The following is a 16811-nucleotide window of genomic DNA, read 5'->3' on the forward strand; positions in this document are numbered from 1 at the left end:
CCTGGGGCGGATCCAGGCCTCCTGGCCCCAGATCCTGGACACGGTCAAACGCCTGCGCCGCTTCACCTGGATGGTGTTGACCGGCAGCGACGTGCGCCCGGTCGGGGTGGACGGCAACGCCGTCGTCCTCGGCTTCTCCCGGCCCAACGAGGCCCGCGGCTTCGGCAACAGCGGCAGCGACCAGGTGGTGGCCTCGGCCGTTCACCAGGTGCTGGGCATGGAGGTGCGGGTGACCGCCGTCTCCGGAGGCGGTGCTCCCGCGCCCGCCCCCGCCCGGCCGGCCGAGCCCGCGGGTTGGGACGCCCCGGCGCCGGCGGCCCCGGAGCGCCCCCGGGAAACCCAGGAGCGGCCGGCGCAGCCGCAGGCCCAGGCGGCGCAGCCGCAGGAGAAGCCGGCACGGCCGCAGGCCCCGGCGGGCCCGCCGCCGGACAAGATCGTCACCGGCCTCCAGGAGCCGCCGCCGGACCCCTACGAGGACGCCGCGGCCGCCCCGCCGCCGGAGGACTTCGGGCCGGAGCCGCCTGCTCCGGCCGCCCGTCCGAACCCCCCGGCACCGGCACCGGACACCGCGAAGCCGGCGGCCCCCGCCACCGAGACGGCGCCCGCCGCCCCGAACCCGGCCTCCGACTCCGCGGACGTCCGGCTCCCCCCGGGAGCCGGCGCCTCCCTCATCGAGACGCGGCTGGGCGGCAAGGTCATCGAGGAGATCGAGCACGAGGCACCGGACGCCTCCCTGTGAACGGCCGGGCCCGCCCTCCGCGGTTTCAGTCCCGCGGCCGCAGCGCCCGCAGCACGGTGTCGACCAGGGTGTCCACGTACGGGTGCGTCAGCTCCTCGGACCGCATGAGCCAACGCTGCTGCACCGGTGCCAGCAATAGGTCCACCACCAGGGCGGGATCCGCCCCGGCGTCGAGCTGACCGGCCTCGCGCGCCGCCAGCAGCCGGTCCTCGAACGCCTTCAGGTTGGGCCCCAGCAGCCGCTCCGTCACGTTTCGGGCCAGTTCCGGGTCGGTCTGTATCTCGGCGACGAACGCCCGGTTGATGCGGTCCATGAGCGGGTCGGTGTACTCGTCGACGATCGCGTGGAGTACCGTGCGCAGATCGGCGTCGAGATCGCCGGTGTCCGGCAGCGGTTCACCCGCGGTCCCGCCGGTCAGCTCCGTGAACACGTCGAACACCACCGCGGCCTTGGTCGGCCACCAGCGGTAGATGGTCTGCTTGCCGACCCGGGCCCGGGCCGCGATCGCCTCCATGGTCAGCCGGGCGTACCCGACCTCGCCCAGCAACTCGCCCGCGGCTGCGAGGATGGCCCTGCGCGCCCGCTCGCTGCGACGCCGGGGGTCGGGTGCGGGCCGTGCCGGCTCCTCCGGGGTGCTGGTCTGTGCCATACCTCCCACGGTAGCCCCAGAAAATGACGAGACGTATCGTCTTGCTAGCGGTAACCTGCAAGAGACCGGAACAGTACAGGGCGAGCCCGGACTCGCTCAGGGGGAGGTCCCATGGCCCGCAACAACGACAATCTCCTCGGCCTGGGCGGTGGCCGGGGCGTCTCCCGCTCCGCCGCGAAGGGCGGCAGGGGCGGCCCCAGCGGCCCCAGCGCCGACGCCCAGCGCCGCAAGGAGGACCTGCTGCGCAAGATCAAGGAGCGCAACCGGTCCGACGACTCCGACGGGTCCGCGGACTCCGGTGAGAACGCGGAATAGCCGCGGTCGCACGGGCGCGCGAGCGCCCCGGACCCCCTGAGTGCCCCTGGACCGACCTCCGGTCCGGGGGCACCCGGCGTTCCCCGCACCCCCGCGCGGGCTTCGGACTCAGACCGACCACCCGGGGTGCTCCGGCGAGTCCAGCCACACCCGGTGCGCCCCGCCCTTGTCCACTGACAGCCCGAACCGGTCGGGGGCGGGCGCACCCAGCCGCCCCCACTCCTCCAACGCGTCCTCGAACTCGTCCCAGATGCTGCGCGGCCCGCCCTGTTCGATCATCCACGAGGTGCCGTAGGGGTACACGCGCACCCAGGACTCCCCGCCGTGATCGCACACCCACACCCCGGACCCGGTCCCGATCCAGCGGCGGCGCAGCCGCCAGTCGGGGACCATCACCGACAGGGCGAACGCCGACGGGAACGCCATCAGCGGCGCCACCGGGTCCGTCTGGGTGAGCCGGTACTCGTCGGGCTGCTGGCCGGCGTCGCGCACCGGCGGAAGGCGGGGTCCGGGTGTGCGCAACGGCACGAAGCCGACGCCGCCGTGGAAGCTCGCCCGCGCCGTCCCGTCGCCGGGGCACACCAGGCGGACGAGCACGCCGGTGCCCTCCAACAGGCCCCAGGGGCAAACGGCCAGCCCGCCGGGGGCGAGCTGGTCGATCCAGGCGGGCGGGATGCGCCGCACCCCGCAGGAGGAGACGATCCGGTCGTAGGGGGCCTCCGCGGGCCAGCCCTCGTAGCCGTCGCCGTCGAGCACGGTCGGCGCGTATCCCTCGGCACGCAGGGTCTCCCGCGCGGTCCGGGCCAGCCGTTCGTCGATCTCCACGGACACCACCGAGGCGTCGCCCAGCCGGTGCGCCAGCAGCGCGGTGTTCCAACCGGTGCCGGTGCCGACCTCCAGCACCTTCTGCCCGCGGGCCAGTTCGGCCAGCTCCAGCATTCGGGCCAGGACGGTGGGCGCCGCGCTGGAGGAGGTGGCCCGGGCGGGCGACGACCGCCGCTGCTCGGGCACCCCGGTCTCCCGGTCGCGTCGCTCCTCGCGGTCCTGCCGTTCGTCGCGGGGGGCGAGGACCCCGGGTTCGTCGACCCGGGTGACGATCGCGTTGTCGGCGTAGACGGCGGACAGCCACAGGTCCGGGTCGCTGGCCGCGTTGAGTGCGGTGCCGTGCGCGGTCACGGCCCCGGTCTCTGGGATGAACCGGTGCCGGGGCACCGATCGGAACGTCTCGATGAGCGAGGCGTCGACCAGGGTGCCGTCCGCGATCATCGCCTCGATCAGCGCCGAATGGCGCTCTCGTGCGGTCAACACGTCCTCGACCCCCGTGCCTATCGCTGTGATCGGCGGTGTTCGCGCACACCGCCGGGACGGTTGTGCCCCGTGAGGCACGATTTCAACCGGCAGTGATGTTATCGCTACTCTTCGATATTTTCGCTGGTGGAAGCGGATGGTCGGAGAGTCGCAACCGCATCGCGCCGGGGAAGGTCCACGTATCCGTGCGGACCACTGCCGTAGTGGTAGTCCTTTCCCCGAATCGGCTCCATGCCACCCCGGCGGCGATGCGTTCCACCACGTCGGGGTCGAAGATGCGGGGCCGTCCCGCCGGCACCGGGTACGGCCGGCCCGGGGCGGCGGGCGCGGTGGCGCCCGCCGGGGTCCCCTCCCGCCGGGGCCGCAGGTCGTCCGGTCCCGGGTGGCGCGGGCCGTCGGCGATGTGCGGGCGGTCCGGGCCCGGCGGGGACAGGGCCGCAGGCGGTACGCGGTCCACCGGTGCGGTGCCCTGCTCCACCCTCCCACCTTCCGCGCTGCCGGGGATGTGCGCAACCCCGAAAAGGCGGGCTCCGATCGCCGCGGCGGTCGCCGCGACCCGGTCGGCCGTGCGCCCGCCCGCAGCCCCGGAACCGGTTACCCTCACAGGCAACGGACATACGGACATGACATCGAGACCCGGTACCGCGGGTGCGACGAGGAGACGGCCGTGAACCCTGGCGGAATGGACATGCAGGCCCTGCTCCAGCAGGCCCAGCAGATGCAGCAGCAGCTCGTGGAGGCCCAGCAGGCCCTGGAGGACGCCGAGGTGGAGGGCACCTCCGGCGGCGGACTGGTCAAGGTCAAGCTGAGCGGGCGCGGACAGGTCGAGGACATCACCATCGCCCCCGAGGCCGTGGACCCCGACGACGCGTCGGACACCGCCGAGACCATCGCGGACCTGGTCCTGGCGGCCATCCGTGACGCGGAGGCGCAGGTGGAGCGGCTCCAGCAGGAGAAGATGGGCCCGCTCACCCAGGGCCTGGGCGGCGGCGGCATCCCCGGTCTGCCCGGCTTCTGACCCACCCGCCCCCGGAGGGCAGGGGGTTCGGCACCCCCGGACACGTTCCGCTCCCGGAGCGGACGACAACGGCGACCCGACGCGTACGCGGAAGGTCGTCGTTCCCTATACGGTGGTGGTACAGGGGTGACGGACCGCCCCAGACGCACGGTCCGACCGAAGTGGACGGGCGATGTACGAAGGCGCGGTGCAGAATCTGATCGACGAGCTCGGGCGGCTGCCCGGCGTCGGTCCGAAAAGCGCGCAGCGCATCGCCTTCCACCTGCTGTCCGCCGAGCAGGCGGACGTCAAGCGCCTGGTCGGAGCACTGGTCGAGGTCAAGGAGAAGGTGCGCTTCTGCTCCGTCTGCGGCAACGTCGCCGAAGAGGAGCAGTGCCGGATCTGCCGTGACCCCCGCCGCGACCCCGCCGTCATCTGCGTGGTCGAGGAGTCCAAGGACGTCGTCGCCGTCGAGCGCACCCGCGAGTTCCGCGGCCGCTACCACGTCCTGGGCGGGGCCATCAGCCCGATCGAGGGTGTGGGCCCGGACGACCTGCGCGTCAAGGAGCTCATGAAACGCCTCGCCGACGGCGAGGTCACCGAGCTGATCCTGGCGACCGACCCCAACCTTGAGGGGGAGGCGACCGCCACCTACCTCGCCCGCCTGGTCAAACCCATGGGTCTCAAAGTGACCCGGCTGGCCAGCGGCCTTCCCGTCGGCGGCGATCTCGAATACGCCGACGAGGTCACTCTGGGACGCGCCTTCGAGGGGCGCCGCAGCCTGGAGTTCTAGCTCACATTTCGCCGTAACCGAGCTGAAATATGAGTAACCTCCGGATCATCGGGTAACCCGTGCCCGGTGCGCCGGTACGCCCCGGGCCGTTCCGTCCCAGGTGGGGCGGGGTGACGAGGGCGTCGCCGGTTACACTCCATTGCAATCCTCTGTGAACCCAACTCCTCAGGAGCATCGACCGTGGCCTTGATCGTGCAGAAGTACGGTGGGTCTTCCGTGGCCGACGCGGAAGCCATCAAGCGAGTAGCCCAGCGGATCGTCGCTCAGAAAAAAGCGGGATATGACGTCGTCGTCGTGGTCTCGGCGATGGGCGACACCACTGACGAGTTGATCGACCTCGCCGAGCAGGTGTCCCCGATGCCGCCGGCCCGCGAACTCGACATGCTCCTCACCGCCGGTGAGCGCATGTCCATGTCCCTGGTCGCCATGGCCATCGCGAATCTGGGCTTCGAGGCGCGGTCGTTCACGGGCTCGCAGGCGGGCGTGATCACCACGTCCCTGCACGGCAACGCCAAGATCATCGACGTCACGCCCGGTCGCATCAAGGAGGCCGTGGACGAGGGTGCGATCTGCATCGTCGCCGGCTTCCAGGGCGTCTCCCAGGACAGCAAGGACATCACCACCCTGGGGCGCGGCGGATCGGACACCACCGCCGTCGCCCTGGCCGCCGCACTGGAGGCGGACGCCTGCGAGATCTACTCGGACGTGGACGGCGTGTTCACCGCCGACCCGCGCATCGTCCCCACGGCCCGGCGCATCCCCCAGGTCTCCTACGAGGAGATGCTGGAGATGGCCGCCAGCGGGACCAAGATCCTGCACCTGCGCTGCGTGGAGTACGCGCGACGGTACAACATCCCCCTGCACGTCCGCTCGTCGTTCAGTCAGAAGCCCGGGACCTGGATCGTTTCGGAAGTCGAGGAAAGCGAAGGCATGGAACAGCCGATCATCTCCGGGGTCTCCCACGACCGGAGCGAAGCCAAGGTCACCGTCGTCGGGGTCCCGGACAAGGTCGGTGAGGCCGCGACGATCTTCAAGGCCCTCGCCGACGCCGAGATCAACATCGACATGATCGTGCAGAACGTGTCGGCGGTCTCGACCTCCCGCACCGACATCTCCTTCACGGTGCCCAAGGACTTCGGCAAGCAGGCCCTGGCCGCCCTGAAGAAGGTCCAGGACAAGGTCGGCTTCGAGTCGCTGCGCTACGACGACAAGATCGGCAAGGTCTCCCTGGTCGGTGCCGGCATGCGCTCCTACCCCGGGGTCACCGCCCGCTTCTTCGACGCCATCGCGGGGTCGGGCACCAACATCGAGATGATCTCCACCTCGGAGATCCGCATCTCCGTCATCGTCACGGAGGACCAGATCGACTCGGCCGTCCAGGCCGCCCACACCGAGTTCCAGCTCGACGCCGACCAGGTCGAGGCCGTCGTCTACGGAGGTACCGGCCGATGAGCAACCGTCTTCCCACCCTGGCCGTCGTCGGCGCGACCGGCGCCGTCGGCACCGTCATGCTCGACATCCTCACCCGGCGCGAGAACGTGTGGGGCGAGATCCGCCTCGTCGCCTCCGCGCGCAGCGCCGGCAAGGTGCTGCGGGTACGCGGCGAGGACGTCGTGGTCCAGGCCCTGGCCCCGGAGGTCTTCGACGGCGTCGACGTCGCCATGTTCGACGTGCCCGACGAGGTCTCCAAGGAATGGGCGCCGATCGCCGCCGCCCGCGGTGCGGTCGCCGTGGACAACTCCGGTGCCTTCCGCATGGACCCGGACGTCCCGCTCGTGGTGCCCGAGGTCAACGCCGAGCAGGTCCGCAACCGGCCGCGCGGCATCATCAGCAACCCCAACTGCACCACCCTGTCGATGATCGTCGCCATCGGCGCGCTGCACCGCACCTACGGGGTCACCGACCTGGTGGTCTCCTCCTACCAGGCCGCCTCCGGCGCCGGGCAGGAGGGCATCGACGTCCTGCGCGACCAGATGGCCGCGGCCGCCGCGGACCGCACCCTGGGCGAGAAGGCCGGCGACGTCCGCGCCGCCGTGGCGGAGCTGGGCCCGTTCCCGGCGCCGCTGGCCTACAACGTCGTGCCGTGGGCGGGTTCGCTCAAGGACGACGGCTGGTCCTCCGAGGAGCTGAAGGTCCGCAACGAGTCCCGCAAGATCCTGGGCCTGCCCGACCTGCGGGTGACCGCCACCTGTGTGCGCGTCCCGGTCATCACCACCCACTCGCTGACCGTGCACGCCACCTTCTCCCAGGAGGTGACCGCCGACGCCGCCCGCGAGCTGCTGGGCAAGGCCGAGGGCGTGGCAGTCCTGGACGACCCGGCCAAGGGCGAGTTCCCGACCCCGGCCGACGTGGTGGGCACCGACCCGACCTGGGTGGGCCGCATCCGGCGGTCGCTGGACGACCCGAAGTCGCTGGACCTGTTCCTGTGCGGGGACAACCTGCGCAAGGGCGCCGCGCTCAACACCGCGCAGATCGCGGAGGTCGTGGCGCAGGAGTTCACCTCCTGAGCCGGTAGGGGTTCTTCGGGGGCGGTCGCCGCGGCGACCGCCCCCGTCGCGTGTCCGGGGCCGGGTGCCGGGGTCAGGTGCGCCCGCGCGGCGGGCGCGGTCGGCCCAGTGTCAGTTTGTAGAGGAGTCGACACTGGTCGGCGGTGCCGATGAGGTCGGAGGTCTCCACCGGGCGGTTACCGCTGTAGTGGGTGCGTTCCACGACCAGGACGGGGATGCCCGGGGCGGAGCCGAGCAGGGTGGCCTCGGAATCGCGCAGCACCCGCACCCCGACCTCCTCCACGACCCGGTCGACGGGGTGTCCGGCCGAGCCCAGGCGTTCGAGCAGGCCCGCGTCGGGTGCGGCGTCGTAGGGGGTGCGCAGCGTTCCGACGGTGAGGGCGGCGGGCTCCCAGGAACGGTGCAGGGTGATGGGCCGCTCCGCGGACAGCCCGCGCGACGTGGTGAGGTACACCGGTTCGCCCTCGCGCAGGCCGAGCCGTTCGACGATCGGGGTCTCCCCGGGCTCCTGCTCGGTGCCCAGCGGCTCCCGGGCCAGACGGCCCAGGCCGGAGCCGGAGGTGGAGTCGGTGCGGCAGATCCGGAAGATGTCGGGGACGTTGCGCACGTAGTAGCCGGAACCGGGACGGGCCTCCACCAGGCCCTCGGTGACCAGCAGCCGCAGCGCGGTGCGGGAGATCTGCTCGCTGACCCGGTAGTTCCGGGCCAGGCGGGTGCGCGAGGGCAGCTTGGTCCCGGGGGGCAGGTCGCCGCGCAGGATGGGGGCGCGAAGTTGGTCGGCCAGCCAGACGTAGCGGGGTTTCCTGGTCACGACCGCGCGATCCCGGAGCCCCGCGGACCTTGTGCGACCGCCGGGAGAGGGTGAGGGAGCGGGAGCGCTGCGAGGGGAGGAGAGCCCATACCTCTCAGTAAAGCAGCGGAAAGCCCTGGTGGGGGGTGGTACCGATGAGTAGCCCACCGATCCGGTCCCAAGGAAACGCCCGAAAACCGTGAAATGAGGGTGAGTATGCACCCATGATGATTACTCTACGTGTTGATACGCTCACGACATGCTTGGGGGAGACATGATCGAGCACCTCACGGAACGCATCGCCCTCGCGGACATGACGACGGACCCGGTCGGAACGGCCTTCGGCTGGATGGCCGGCATCACGGGCATCGTGATCGCCGCCGTCGCTCTGGCGCTCCTCGTGCTGCTGATCGCCGCCGTCATCTCGGCGGTCATCGACGACAACACCACCGCGGGAGGCAAGCTCCTGTGGGTGATCTTCATCCTCTGGTTCCCGTTCTTCGGGGCGATCGCCTGGTTCGTGGTCGGCAAGAAGGGCTACCTGAACCGGATCCTGGGCATCGACAAGGGCAAGGTCCGGCACACCAGCCCGCCCAGCGTCGGCCACCACAGCGACGTGCGCGACAGCGGGCCGATCCCGCGCCCGGGCGGGGAGCGCGACCCCAACGAGGGGCAGTACCCGACCGGGCCGCAGCAGCCGTCCGGGCGCTTCTGACCGGACGGCGCCGCACCCCCTGCCCTCGCTTCTTCTTCCGGCGGCCGCGCGTGCGCAGCGCGGCCGGCCCGTGCACCGCGCCCGGGGCCACCGGGAACGCGGCGACCACGGCGGCCCCGCCGCCGGGGCGGCGGGCGCCCCGACCGCGCGCAGCCGCGACCACGCCCGCAGTGGGAAGGGCGCGACCACCGGCGGTGCCGTCACCGCGCCGGGCGTCTCCGTGATCTCCGCGCCGCCCGTTCAGACCGACTCGAAGTCGGCGAAGTCGAAGCCGGGGGACACGAAGCAGCCCACCAGGACCTCCTCGGCGGCCACCGGGTGCGCCGACTGCCAGGTGCCCGCGGGCACCAGCACCTGGAGGGCGTCGCCCGCCCCCGGGTCGGCGCCCAGGGTCTCACCGCCTTCGGGCACCGGCGCGGGTCCGGTGCCGCCGAGTTCCAGGCGCAGCGGGCCGCCGCGCTGGAACACCCACATCTCGTCCGAGCGCACCCGGTGCCAGCGGGACTCCTCGCCGGGGCACAGCAGGAAGTGGATGCCGGTGGCGCTGGGGCGAGGGCCGGAGTAGCCGTCGGGGTGGACCCGCACCGCCGACTCCCAGGTCCGCCGGTACCATCCGCCCTCGGGGTGGGGGAGCAGGTCCAGTGCCTCCGCGGTCGCCGGGCGCTCCTGGACGGCGGTGAACCGGCCGTCCGGCGTACGGCGCAGGTGGCGGACCCCCACCACCGCCTCCCGGGGGATCGCGCCGTACACGTGCGGGAAGAGGACGCCGTCGTCCGCCTCGGGCGGCGGCGCGGGGTCGGCGGCCTCCCAGCGGGTCTCCACCCCCAGCGAGTCCAGGACGTCGGTGTCCACGACCAGGGTGACGAGGGGACCGGCCGCCGCGACGTAGAACGCGTTGGCGACCGCCAGCAGGGTCTTCTCGTCGGGCGAGGCGTGCACGAAGCCGTCGTCCGCCAGGGAGTCGGCCTCGACGTCGCCGTCGGCCTCCCAGCGTTCCAGCTCGGTCATGTGCAGGATGTGGGCCATGCGCGGACCCTACCCCGTCCGGGGTCAGGGATTCTCCGTCACGGCCAGGCCGTGGTGGTAGAGGTGGTATCCGGGGCGGTTGTGGGCCTCGTTCCCCCGGATGGTGTCGGCCCAGTCGGTCAAGGACAGGTCGGCGGGGGAGGGGATGCCCAGGTCCTCGGCCATCTCCGTCACCATCAGGGCCAACCGCGTCCCGTTGACCTCGTCGTAGGGTACGGGCTCGGTGTGGAAGGCGATGCCGTACTCCAGGTCCTCGGGTGCGTTGGTCCTGATCCAGCCCCGCTCCTCGGGTGCCAGGTCCTCCCGGTCCGCCACGCCGTACAGCGACATGCGCATGGTCTCTCCGATGTCGAACCCGAAGACCCAGGGGCCGGTGGTCCCGGGGATGCGTCCGTGGAAGCCGAAGGAGCGTTCCAGGCCCAGCGCGGTCATTTCGGCGGCCATCGTGCCCAGGGACGAGGAGAGCAGGCGCCCGTAGTCCTTCCAGCTGCTGTGTCCGTGCACACCGGGCAGGTGCAGGCCGCCGAGGTCGCCGAAGGCCGTGCGCGACGAGGCGACGGCGAGGAACCCGCTCATGGTCCCGGCGCCGTTCTCGTGATTGAAGACGTACCAGCCCTCCAACGGCTCCGAGGGCAGCAGGGTCAGCACCGGCCCGCTGCCCGTGGCGCGCAGCTCCAGAGAACGGTCCTTGTCCCGCCAGCGCGCGAACGGACCTCCCCAGCGAGGGGAGTCCCAGAAGAACGAGGCCCTGCCGTAGGCACCCATGAGCCCGGGGAACCCGAGGGAATCGCACAGTGACCTGTATTCCCGCTGGAAGGCCGCGACGTGCTCACGGGTCCCTCCGCCGACCTCCGCCAGGGGCTGGTGAACGCCCAGGACCTCCTCCGTGGACGTGAAATCCTCCGTGAACTCGTCGACCGGCGTCGCGTAGGCGTCACCGGCCGGATGCCCGGTGCGCAGGACCGGGGTCCGACCGGAGTCGTCCCACTCCCACCCCAGGTCGGCGGTCCGCTCCCGGACCTCGTCCTCCGCCCAGGTTTTCACACCCAGGTTCAGGAGCCGCTCGGCGAGCTTCGGCGTGCCGTGATCCATGCTGTCCGTCCCATTTCCGTTCGGTTCGGCACGATCCTGGCAGAACACGGTGACGGTCCGCCCCCCCACTGCCGGTCTCGGCTCGCCACCATGCTCCCGAGGCGGGGCTTTCCTCGTTGCGTCGGCCGGTCGCGGCCTCCTATCCTTTCCCAAAGCGTTGACGGAGACGAGTGACCACAGGATCACGTGAGCCGAGAGAACCGCCGGTGGCTGGGAAGGCGGTCTCACGCCCTGAGGCGAAGACCCTCCCGAGCGCGGGGAGGAACGGCCCTCTGCGACCCCATGCCCCGCCGGATGGCCCCCGTCACAGGGCCCGAACGAGGTCGCCGCCCGGGCGACGAAAGTGCGGTGGCACCGCGAGTCTCCCTTCTCGCCCGCACTCCCAAGGGATCATGACGAGGTCCTTCGGAGGACTGCTGTGATCCACCCGACGAGCCGTGTACTGGTCTCTGACCTGAGAGAACACGTCGGAAAGTCTGTTTCGGTCTCAGGATGGGTGAACACCCTCCGCCTACAGAGCAAGATCCAATTCGTGGTCGTGCGGGACCACACCGGCATGGCCCAGGTCACGCACAGGCGAGGTGGCGCCGGTGACGTTGTCGAGGCGGAGCTGGAGCGTCTGACCACGGAGTCCGCCGTCCGCATCACCGGCCGCGTGGTCGACAACCCCATCGTCAAGCTCGGTGGACTGGAGATCATCCCCGAGTCCGTGGAGATCCTGAACCCGGCCGAGACCCCCCTGCCCATCGACGAGCACACCGGGCTCGAGCAGCGCCTGGACTGGCGCTTCCTGGACGTGCGCCGCCGCCTTTCCGCCCGATCGCTCTTCGCCGTGCAGACCACCCTGGAGCAGGGCATGCGCGAGTACGCCTACGCGCAGGGCTGCACCGAGATGCACACCCCCAAGCTGATGGGCACCGCTTCGGAGTCCGGCGCCGAGGTGTTCAAGCTCGGCTACTTCGACCGACACGCCTATCTGGCCCAGTCACCGCAGTTCTTCAAGCAGATGGCGATCGCGGCCGGCATCGACAGGGTCTTCGAGGTCGGCCCCGTCTTCCGAGCCGAACCCTCCTTCACCTCCCGGCACGCGACCGAGTTCACCGGCGTGGACGTCGAGCTGGCCTGGATCTCGAACGTCGAAGACGTCATGGCCTTCGAAGAGCAGATGCTCGCGCACGCCCTGGCCAAGGTCGCCGATGCCCATGGCGAGGCGATCCGGGAAGTGTTCGGCGTCGAGGTGACCGTCCCGTCGACGCCCTTCCCACGGATCACCATGGCCGAAGCCCAGGAGATCCTCCGCGCCGGGGGCTGGAACCCCGAAGGAGGCAAGGAGGACCTGGACCCGGAGGGCGAACGCGGGATCGCCGCCCACATCCGGCGGGAAACGGGGCACGAGTTCGTCTTCGTCACCGACTACCCGGCCGGAATCCGGCCCTTCTACCACATGCGTCCGGCCGGGCGGCCCGACCTCACGTGCAGCTTCGACCTGTTGTGGAAGGGGCTGGAGATCACCACCGGAGCCCAGCGCGAGCACCGGTACGACGTCCTGCTCCAGCAGGCCGCCGAGAAGGACATGGACACCGGGCCCATGCAGGACTACCTGAACACCTTCCGGTACGGCTGCCCGCCGCACGGCGGTCTCGGCATGGGTCTGAGCCGTGTCCTGATGGTGCTGCTCGGTCTGGACTCCATCCGCGAGGCCGGCTTCCTCTTCCGCGGCCCCAACCGGCTGACGCCGTAGAGACACGCCCGGGGCGGACCTGGTCCGGCGGGCGTTCCCGCGCCGGTTCGATCCGGAGCACACCTTCCGGCTGTTCGAGCAGACGCCGGGCCGGGTCGCCCCGCGGGTGCGTTCTGCCCGGACCGCCGACCGGTGGACGTGGTCGGTGATCGCCGCTCACATCCGGCCGCGGTCGGCACGCCCGGCCGGTCGGCACCGACCTGCGGTGTGGTGCCGGTGGTCGGGGTGATGATCGGCCGGGTCGCCGGGCCGCCCCTGTGGTCACGGCGATCTCCGTCCACAGGCTGTGGACGACGGAACGCCCCGGCCGGAGGACCCGGCCGGGGCGTTCGCGCTCGCAGTGTCCCGCGGTGCTACAGGATGATCCGCATGGGCTCTTCCAGGATCTCCGCGAGGTCCTTGAGGAACGCCGCGCCGACCGCGCCGTCCACCGCGCGGTGGTCCACCGACAGCTCCAGGGAGATCCGGTTGCGCACGGCGACCTCGCCGTCCACCACCACGGCCTCCTGGCGCATGGCGCCGACCGCCAGGATCGCCGCCTCCGGCGGGTTGATCACGGCGGAGAAGCTGTCCACGCCGAACATGCCCAGGTTGGACACGCTGAACGTGCCGCCGCTCATCTCCTGCGGCTTGAGCTTGCCGTCCCGGGCCTTGCCCGCCAGCTCGCGGGTGCGGCTCGAAATCTCCGACAGGGTGGCCTTGTCGGTGTCGTGCAGGACCGGCACCACCAGCCCGGAGTCGACCGCGACGGCCACACCGACGTTGATCCGCCCGTGCTTGAGCAGCTTCCCGTCCACCCACGAGGAGTTGACGGCCGGGTGCAGCTTCAGCGCCGTGGCGCTGGCCTTGACGATGAGGTCGTTGAAGCTGATCTTCGCGCCGGTGCTCGCCAACTGCTCGTTGATCTGCCCGCGGAAGGCCTTCAGCGCCTCGGCGTCGATGGTCCGGCGCAGGTAGAAGTGCGGGACCTGCTGCTTGCTCTCGGTCAGGCGGCGCGCGATCACCTTGCGCACGTTGCCGATCTCGACCTCTTCGGAATCGCGGCCGTCGTCGAAGGCCGGGGCCTGCGAAGCCGGAGCGGCGGCGGGCGCGGCCTGCGCGGCGGGGGCCGGAGCCGCCGGAGCGGCCTCGCCCGCGCCCTCCTTGGCGGCGGCCTCGATGTCGGCGCGCACGATGCGGCCGCGCGGGCCGGACCCCTTGATCCTGGTGATGTCCAGGCCGTACTCCCTGGCCAGCCGGCGGGCCAGCGGGGAGGTGCGCGGACGCTCGCCGTCACCGGACGGGGCCTCGGCGGGGGCCGGGGCCTCCTCCGCGGCGGGCTCGGCCGCGGGCTCCGCGGCCTTCTCCTCGGTCTTCTCCTCCGCCTTGTCCTCGGCCGCCGGGGCACCGGAGTCGTCGGGCACCGCGTCCGGGGAGTCGGCGATCACACCGATGACGGCGCCGATCGGTACCGTCTCGCCCTCGGACACCGACTGCTTCACCAGGAAGCCGTCCTCGTAGGCCTCGTACTCCATGACGGCCTTGTCGGTCTCGATCTCGACCAGGACGTCACCGGAGGCGACCTTGTCGCCCACCTTCTTGACCCAGGTGCTGATCACGCCTTCCTCCATGGTGTCGGAGAGGCGCGGCATGTAGATCTCGCTCATGTACTGGAACTCCCTCTACCCGACCCGCTTGCCGACGGCGCTCAGGGTCTCCTTGATGGCGGTGCTGATCGACTCGATGGACGGCAGGGCCGCGGTTTCGAGCGGCTTGGCGTAGGGCATCGGCACCTCCGCCATGGCCACCCGGCGCACGGGGGCGTCCAGGTAGTCGAAGGCGCCCTCCTGGATGGACGCGGCGATCTCCGCGCCGATCCCGTAGGTGAGCCAGTCGTCCTCGCAGATGACGGCGGCGCCGGTCTTCTTGACCGAGTCCACGAAGGTCTGGCGGTCGAGGGGGCGGAGGCTGCGCAGGTCGACGACCTCGACGCTGATGTCCTCCTCGGCGAGCTTCTCGGCGACCTGGGTGGCGACCATGGCCATCCGTGAGTAGCCGATGAGGGTGATGTCGGAGCCCTCGCGGGTGACGGCGGCGCGGCCGATGGTGGCGACGTCGTCGTTCTCCGGCCGGGCGTAGTCCTCGGGGACCTCGCCCTTGGAGTTGTACAGGCCCAGGTTCTCCAGGAACAGCACCGGGTCGTCGTCGCGGATGGCCGCGCGCAGCATCGACGATGCCTCGGCCGGGGTGCTCGGGGCGAGCACCTTCAGACCCGGGATGAAGGAGTAGAACAGCTCGATGTTCTGCGAGTGGGTCGCGCCGAGCTGTTGGCCGCCGCCGCCCGGCGTGCGGATGACCATGGGCACGCTGGTCTGGCCGCCGAACATGCCGTAGATCTTGGCGGCGTGGTTGATGATCTGGTCGATCGCGATCAGCGAGAAGTTGATGGTCATCAGCTCGACGACCGGGCGCAGGCCCAGCATCGCCGCACCGATGGCGGCGCCGACGAACCCCTCCTCGGCGATGGGGGTGTCCTTGACCCGGCGCGGGCCGAACTCCTTGAGCAGGCCCTCGGTGATCTTGTAGGACCCCTCGAAGACGCCGATCTCCTCGCCCATGACGAGGACGTTCTCGTCACGGACCATTTCGGCGCGCAGCGTGTCGCGCAGGGCCTGACGGTAGGTGATCACAGACATGTGTCGTCGTCCTTCTCTACTCTGCGAACACCGGGTCGGCCGGCATGCGCCGCGACTCGTTGGGGACCGGGGTGGCGTACGTGTAGTCGAAGAGGGTCGACACGTCCGGCTGCGGGCTGTTCTCGGCGAAGTCCGCGGCCGCGGCGACCTCGGCCTTCACCGCGGCGGCGATCTCCTCGCGCAGCTCGTCGGTGAGGACGCCGGCCTCGGTGAGCTTGGCGTCGAAGAGGGCGATCGGGTCGTTCTCCGCGTCCCGGGCCTGCTCCCACTGCTCCTCGGTGCGGTACTTGGCGGGGTCGACGACGGAGTGGCCCTTCTGCCGGTGGCTCCACGCCTCCAGCAGGAACGGGGTCTGCTCCTTACGGGCCCGCTCGACCAGCTGGGCGGCGGTGTCGCGGACCGCGAGCACGTCCCGGCCGTCCACGCGCACGCCCTCGATGCGGAAGGCGGAGCCGCGCTTGTACAGCTCGGGCTCGGCGGAGGACATCTCCACGGTGGTGCCCATGCCGGTGAAGTTGTTGATCACCACGAACACGACCGGCAGGTTCCACAGCTTGGCGATGTTGAGGGACTCGTGCCAGGCGCCGATGTTGGTGGTGCCGTCGCCCATCTGGCACACGACGACCTCGTCGCCGCCGCGGTAGGAGATGGCCAGAGCGGCGCCGGTGGCCAGCGGCAGCTGCCCGCCGACGATGCCGTAGCCGCCGAGCATCCGGGTGGCGGTGTCGTACATGTGCATGGACCCGCCCCAGCCCTTGGAGACGCCGTCGGAGCGCCCGTAGAGCTCGGCCATGACCTTCTTGGGGTCCATGCCCTTCTCGATCGCGTACCCGTGGTCGCGGTAGTTCGTGAAGAGGTAGTCGTCCGGGCGGAGCGCGTCGAGCAGGCCGACGACGGTGGCCTCCTCACCCAGGTTGAGGTGACAGTAACCGCCGATCCGCGCCTGCGTGTAGGCCTGGGCGGTGCGCTCCTCGAAGCGGCGGATGAAGAGCATCCGGCGGTAGTAGTCGAGGAGGGCCTCGGGCTTCTCGTCGCCGAGGCCGGGGGAGGTGTTCCTGCGGCCTCGGCGCCGGGTCCCGGAGGACCTGGCGGCGGCGCCCTTCGGCTTGGCCGTGGTGTCAGCCATGGTGTGCCTTTCTACGTACGAGAGGCCCGGCAGCGCGGCCTGTGGGCCGCGGTGCGAGGGCCCGCCGGGGCCGCGCTGTCGGGCGCGGCTCCGGACGTGCGCCACCGCCGGGCTCAACGGCGGCGGCGCTCCTGTGGCTGTCGGGGTGCGTCCTGGGGAGCGTGGCTCGTCCTCCCCCGGACGCGAAGGCTTCGCGGGGTCTCGTATGCGATTGTCACCGGACCCTTCATCGCATGCTTCCCGGTCTCCTCCGCGCTAAGCATGGGGTGGAGCGGGGGTGCGGCGACGGGGGTCCCGAGTTCGTTCACCGGCCGGATGAACGATTCCGGACACCCGTA

General features: G+C 71.2%; 15 protein-coding genes and 1 pseudogene. 8 read left to right on the forward strand and 8 right to left on the reverse strand.

From position 1 onward, the window contains the following. Window positions 1–739, forward strand: a pseudogene (locus QJS33_RS19295) (DNA polymerase III subunit gamma/tau); the annotation flags it as partial. A gap of 25 nt (window positions 740–764) precedes the next feature. Here QJS33_RS19295 and QJS33_RS19300 read toward each other — a convergent pair. Further along, window positions 765–1388, reverse strand: coding sequence for a TetR/AcrR family transcriptional regulator (locus tag QJS33_RS19300; protein ID WP_306369419.1), 624 nt, complete (start codon window positions 1386–1388; stop codon window positions 765–767). Window positions 1389–1499: 111 nt separating this feature from the next. On the opposite strand from QJS33_RS19300, the gene QJS33_RS19305 reads away from it, so the two are divergent. Next, the gene (locus QJS33_RS19305) at window positions 1500–1703 is read left to right on the forward strand and encodes a DUF6243 family protein (RefSeq protein WP_306369420.1); all 204 of its coding nucleotides are present in this window, start codon (window positions 1500–1502) and stop codon (window positions 1701–1703) included. Between the two features lie 108 nt (window positions 1704–1811). Here the strand turns inward: QJS33_RS19305 and QJS33_RS19310 are convergent, their stop codons facing one another. Further along, the gene (locus QJS33_RS19310; protein ID WP_306369421.1) at window positions 1812–3008 is read right to left on the reverse strand and encodes a methyltransferase domain-containing protein; all 1197 of its coding nucleotides are present in this window, start codon (window positions 3006–3008) and stop codon (window positions 1812–1814) included. Window positions 3009–3693: 685 nt separating this feature from the next. Between QJS33_RS19310 and QJS33_RS19315 the strand changes: the two genes are divergently transcribed. The 4 genes from QJS33_RS19315 (at window position 3694) to QJS33_RS19330 (ending at window position 7308) form a co-directional block, all read left to right on the forward strand. Further along, window positions 3694–4029, forward strand: a complete 336-nt coding sequence (locus tag QJS33_RS19315; protein WP_306369460.1) for a YbaB/EbfC family nucleoid-associated protein — start codon at window positions 3694–3696, stop codon at window positions 4027–4029. 172 nt (window positions 4030–4201) lie between these two features. Next, window positions 4202–4801, forward strand: coding sequence for a recombination mediator RecR (gene recR / locus QJS33_RS19320; protein ID WP_306369422.1), 600 nt, complete (start codon window positions 4202–4204; stop codon window positions 4799–4801). Between the two features lie 180 nt (window positions 4802–4981). After that, complete coding sequence (locus tag QJS33_RS19325) at window positions 4982–6253, forward strand: aspartate kinase (RefSeq protein WP_306369423.1); 1272 nt, start codon at window positions 4982–4984, stop codon at window positions 6251–6253. Beyond that, a complete protein-coding gene (locus tag QJS33_RS19330; RefSeq protein ID WP_306369424.1) occupies window positions 6250–7308 on the forward strand; it encodes an aspartate-semialdehyde dehydrogenase in 1059 nt (352 codons plus the stop codon). The genes QJS33_RS19325 and QJS33_RS19330 overlap by 4 nt, the downstream gene beginning before the upstream one ends. A 73-nt stretch (window positions 7309–7381) precedes the next feature. On the opposite strand, the gene QJS33_RS19335 is transcribed toward QJS33_RS19330, so the two are convergent. Next, the gene (locus QJS33_RS19335) at window positions 7382–8119 is read right to left on the reverse strand and encodes a GntR family transcriptional regulator (protein WP_306369425.1); all 738 of its coding nucleotides are present in this window, start codon (window positions 8117–8119) and stop codon (window positions 7382–7384) included. A 253-nt stretch (window positions 8120–8372) separates the two neighbouring features. On the opposite strand from QJS33_RS19335, the gene QJS33_RS19340 reads away from it, so the two are divergent. Then, window positions 8373–8813 carry a PLD nuclease N-terminal domain-containing protein gene (locus QJS33_RS19340; RefSeq protein ID WP_372339685.1) on the forward strand — a complete coding sequence of 147 codons (441 nt, stop codon included), beginning with the start codon at window positions 8373–8375 and terminating at the stop codon, window positions 8811–8813. Window positions 8814–9053: 240 nt separating this feature from the next. On the opposite strand, the gene QJS33_RS19345 is transcribed toward QJS33_RS19340, so the two are convergent. Next, on the reverse strand, window positions 9054–9839 hold the full coding sequence (locus tag QJS33_RS19345) for a cupin domain-containing protein (RefSeq protein ID WP_306369426.1): 786 nt from the start codon (window positions 9837–9839) through the stop codon (window positions 9054–9056). A gap of 24 nt (window positions 9840–9863) precedes the next feature. Continuing rightward, on the reverse strand, window positions 9864–10931 hold the full coding sequence (locus tag QJS33_RS19350) for a hypothetical protein (RefSeq protein WP_306369427.1): 1068 nt from the start codon (window positions 10929–10931) through the stop codon (window positions 9864–9866). 418 nt (window positions 10932–11349) lie between these two features. Here QJS33_RS19350 and aspS point away from each other — a divergent pair, with 418 nt between their 5' ends. Beyond that, on the forward strand, window positions 11350–12672 hold the full coding sequence (gene aspS / locus QJS33_RS19355) for an aspartate--tRNA(Asn) ligase (protein WP_306369428.1): 1323 nt from the start codon (window positions 11350–11352) through the stop codon (window positions 12670–12672). Between the two features lie 353 nt (window positions 12673–13025). On the opposite strand, the gene QJS33_RS19360 is transcribed toward aspS, so the two are convergent. The 3 genes from QJS33_RS19360 to pdhA are packed head-to-tail and all read right to left on the reverse strand — an operon-like array spanning window position 13026 to window position 16473. Then, on the reverse strand, window positions 13026–14318 hold the full coding sequence (locus QJS33_RS19360; RefSeq protein ID WP_306369429.1) for a dihydrolipoamide acetyltransferase family protein: 1293 nt from the start codon (window positions 14316–14318) through the stop codon (window positions 13026–13028). Between the two features lie 15 nt (window positions 14319–14333). Then, window positions 14334–15347, reverse strand: a complete 1014-nt coding sequence (locus QJS33_RS19365; protein WP_306369430.1) for an alpha-ketoacid dehydrogenase subunit beta — start codon at window positions 15345–15347, stop codon at window positions 14334–14336. A 16-nt stretch (window positions 15348–15363) separates the two neighbouring features. Next, on the reverse strand, window positions 15364–16473 hold the full coding sequence (pdhA, locus tag QJS33_RS19370; RefSeq protein WP_306369431.1) for a pyruvate dehydrogenase (acetyl-transferring) E1 component subunit alpha: 1110 nt from the start codon (window positions 16471–16473) through the stop codon (window positions 15364–15366). Window positions 16474–16811 lie beyond the last annotated feature (338 nt).

This window comes from Nocardiopsis sp. CC223A (assembly GCF_030766825.1).
GTDB lineage: Bacteria > Actinomycetota > Actinomycetes > Streptosporangiales > Streptosporangiaceae > Nocardiopsis.

Bases quoted from the DNA above. Each gene is read 5' to 3' on its own strand.
- QJS33_RS19330 (WP_306369424.1), top strand. From the start codon at position 6,250: ATGAGCAACCGTCTTCCCACCCTGGCCGTCGTCGGCGCGACCGGCGCC.
- QJS33_RS19365 (WP_306369430.1), bottom strand. From the start codon at position 15,347: ATGTCTGTGATCACCTACCGTCAGGCCCTGCGCGACACGCTGCGCGCC.
- QJS33_RS19315 (WP_306369460.1), top strand. From the start codon at position 3,694: ATGGACATGCAGGCCCTGCTCCAGCAGGCCCAGCAGATGCAGCAGCAG.
- QJS33_RS19345 (WP_306369426.1), bottom strand. From the start codon at position 9,839: ATGGCCCACATCCTGCACATGACCGAGCTGGAACGCTGGGAGGCCGAC.
- recR (WP_306369422.1), top strand. From the start codon at position 4,202: ATGTACGAAGGCGCGGTGCAGAATCTGATCGACGAGCTCGGGCGGCTG.
- QJS33_RS19340 (WP_372339685.1), top strand. From the start codon at position 8,373: ATGATCGAGCACCTCACGGAACGCATCGCCCTCGCGGACATGACGACG.
- QJS33_RS19305 (WP_306369420.1), top strand. From the start codon at position 1,500: ATGGCCCGCAACAACGACAATCTCCTCGGCCTGGGCGGTGGCCGGGGC.
- pdhA (WP_306369431.1), bottom strand. From the start codon at position 16,473: ATGGCTGACACCACGGCCAAGCCGAAGGGCGCCGCCGCCAGGTCCTCC.
- QJS33_RS19350 (WP_306369427.1), bottom strand. From the start codon at position 10,931: ATGGATCACGGCACGCCGAAGCTCGCCGAGCGGCTCCTGAACCTGGGT.
- QJS33_RS19300 (WP_306369419.1), bottom strand. From the start codon at position 1,388: ATGGCACAGACCAGCACCCCGGAGGAGCCGGCACGGCCCGCACCCGAC.
- QJS33_RS19360 (WP_306369429.1), bottom strand. From the start codon at position 14,318: ATGAGCGAGATCTACATGCCGCGCCTCTCCGACACCATGGAGGAAGGC.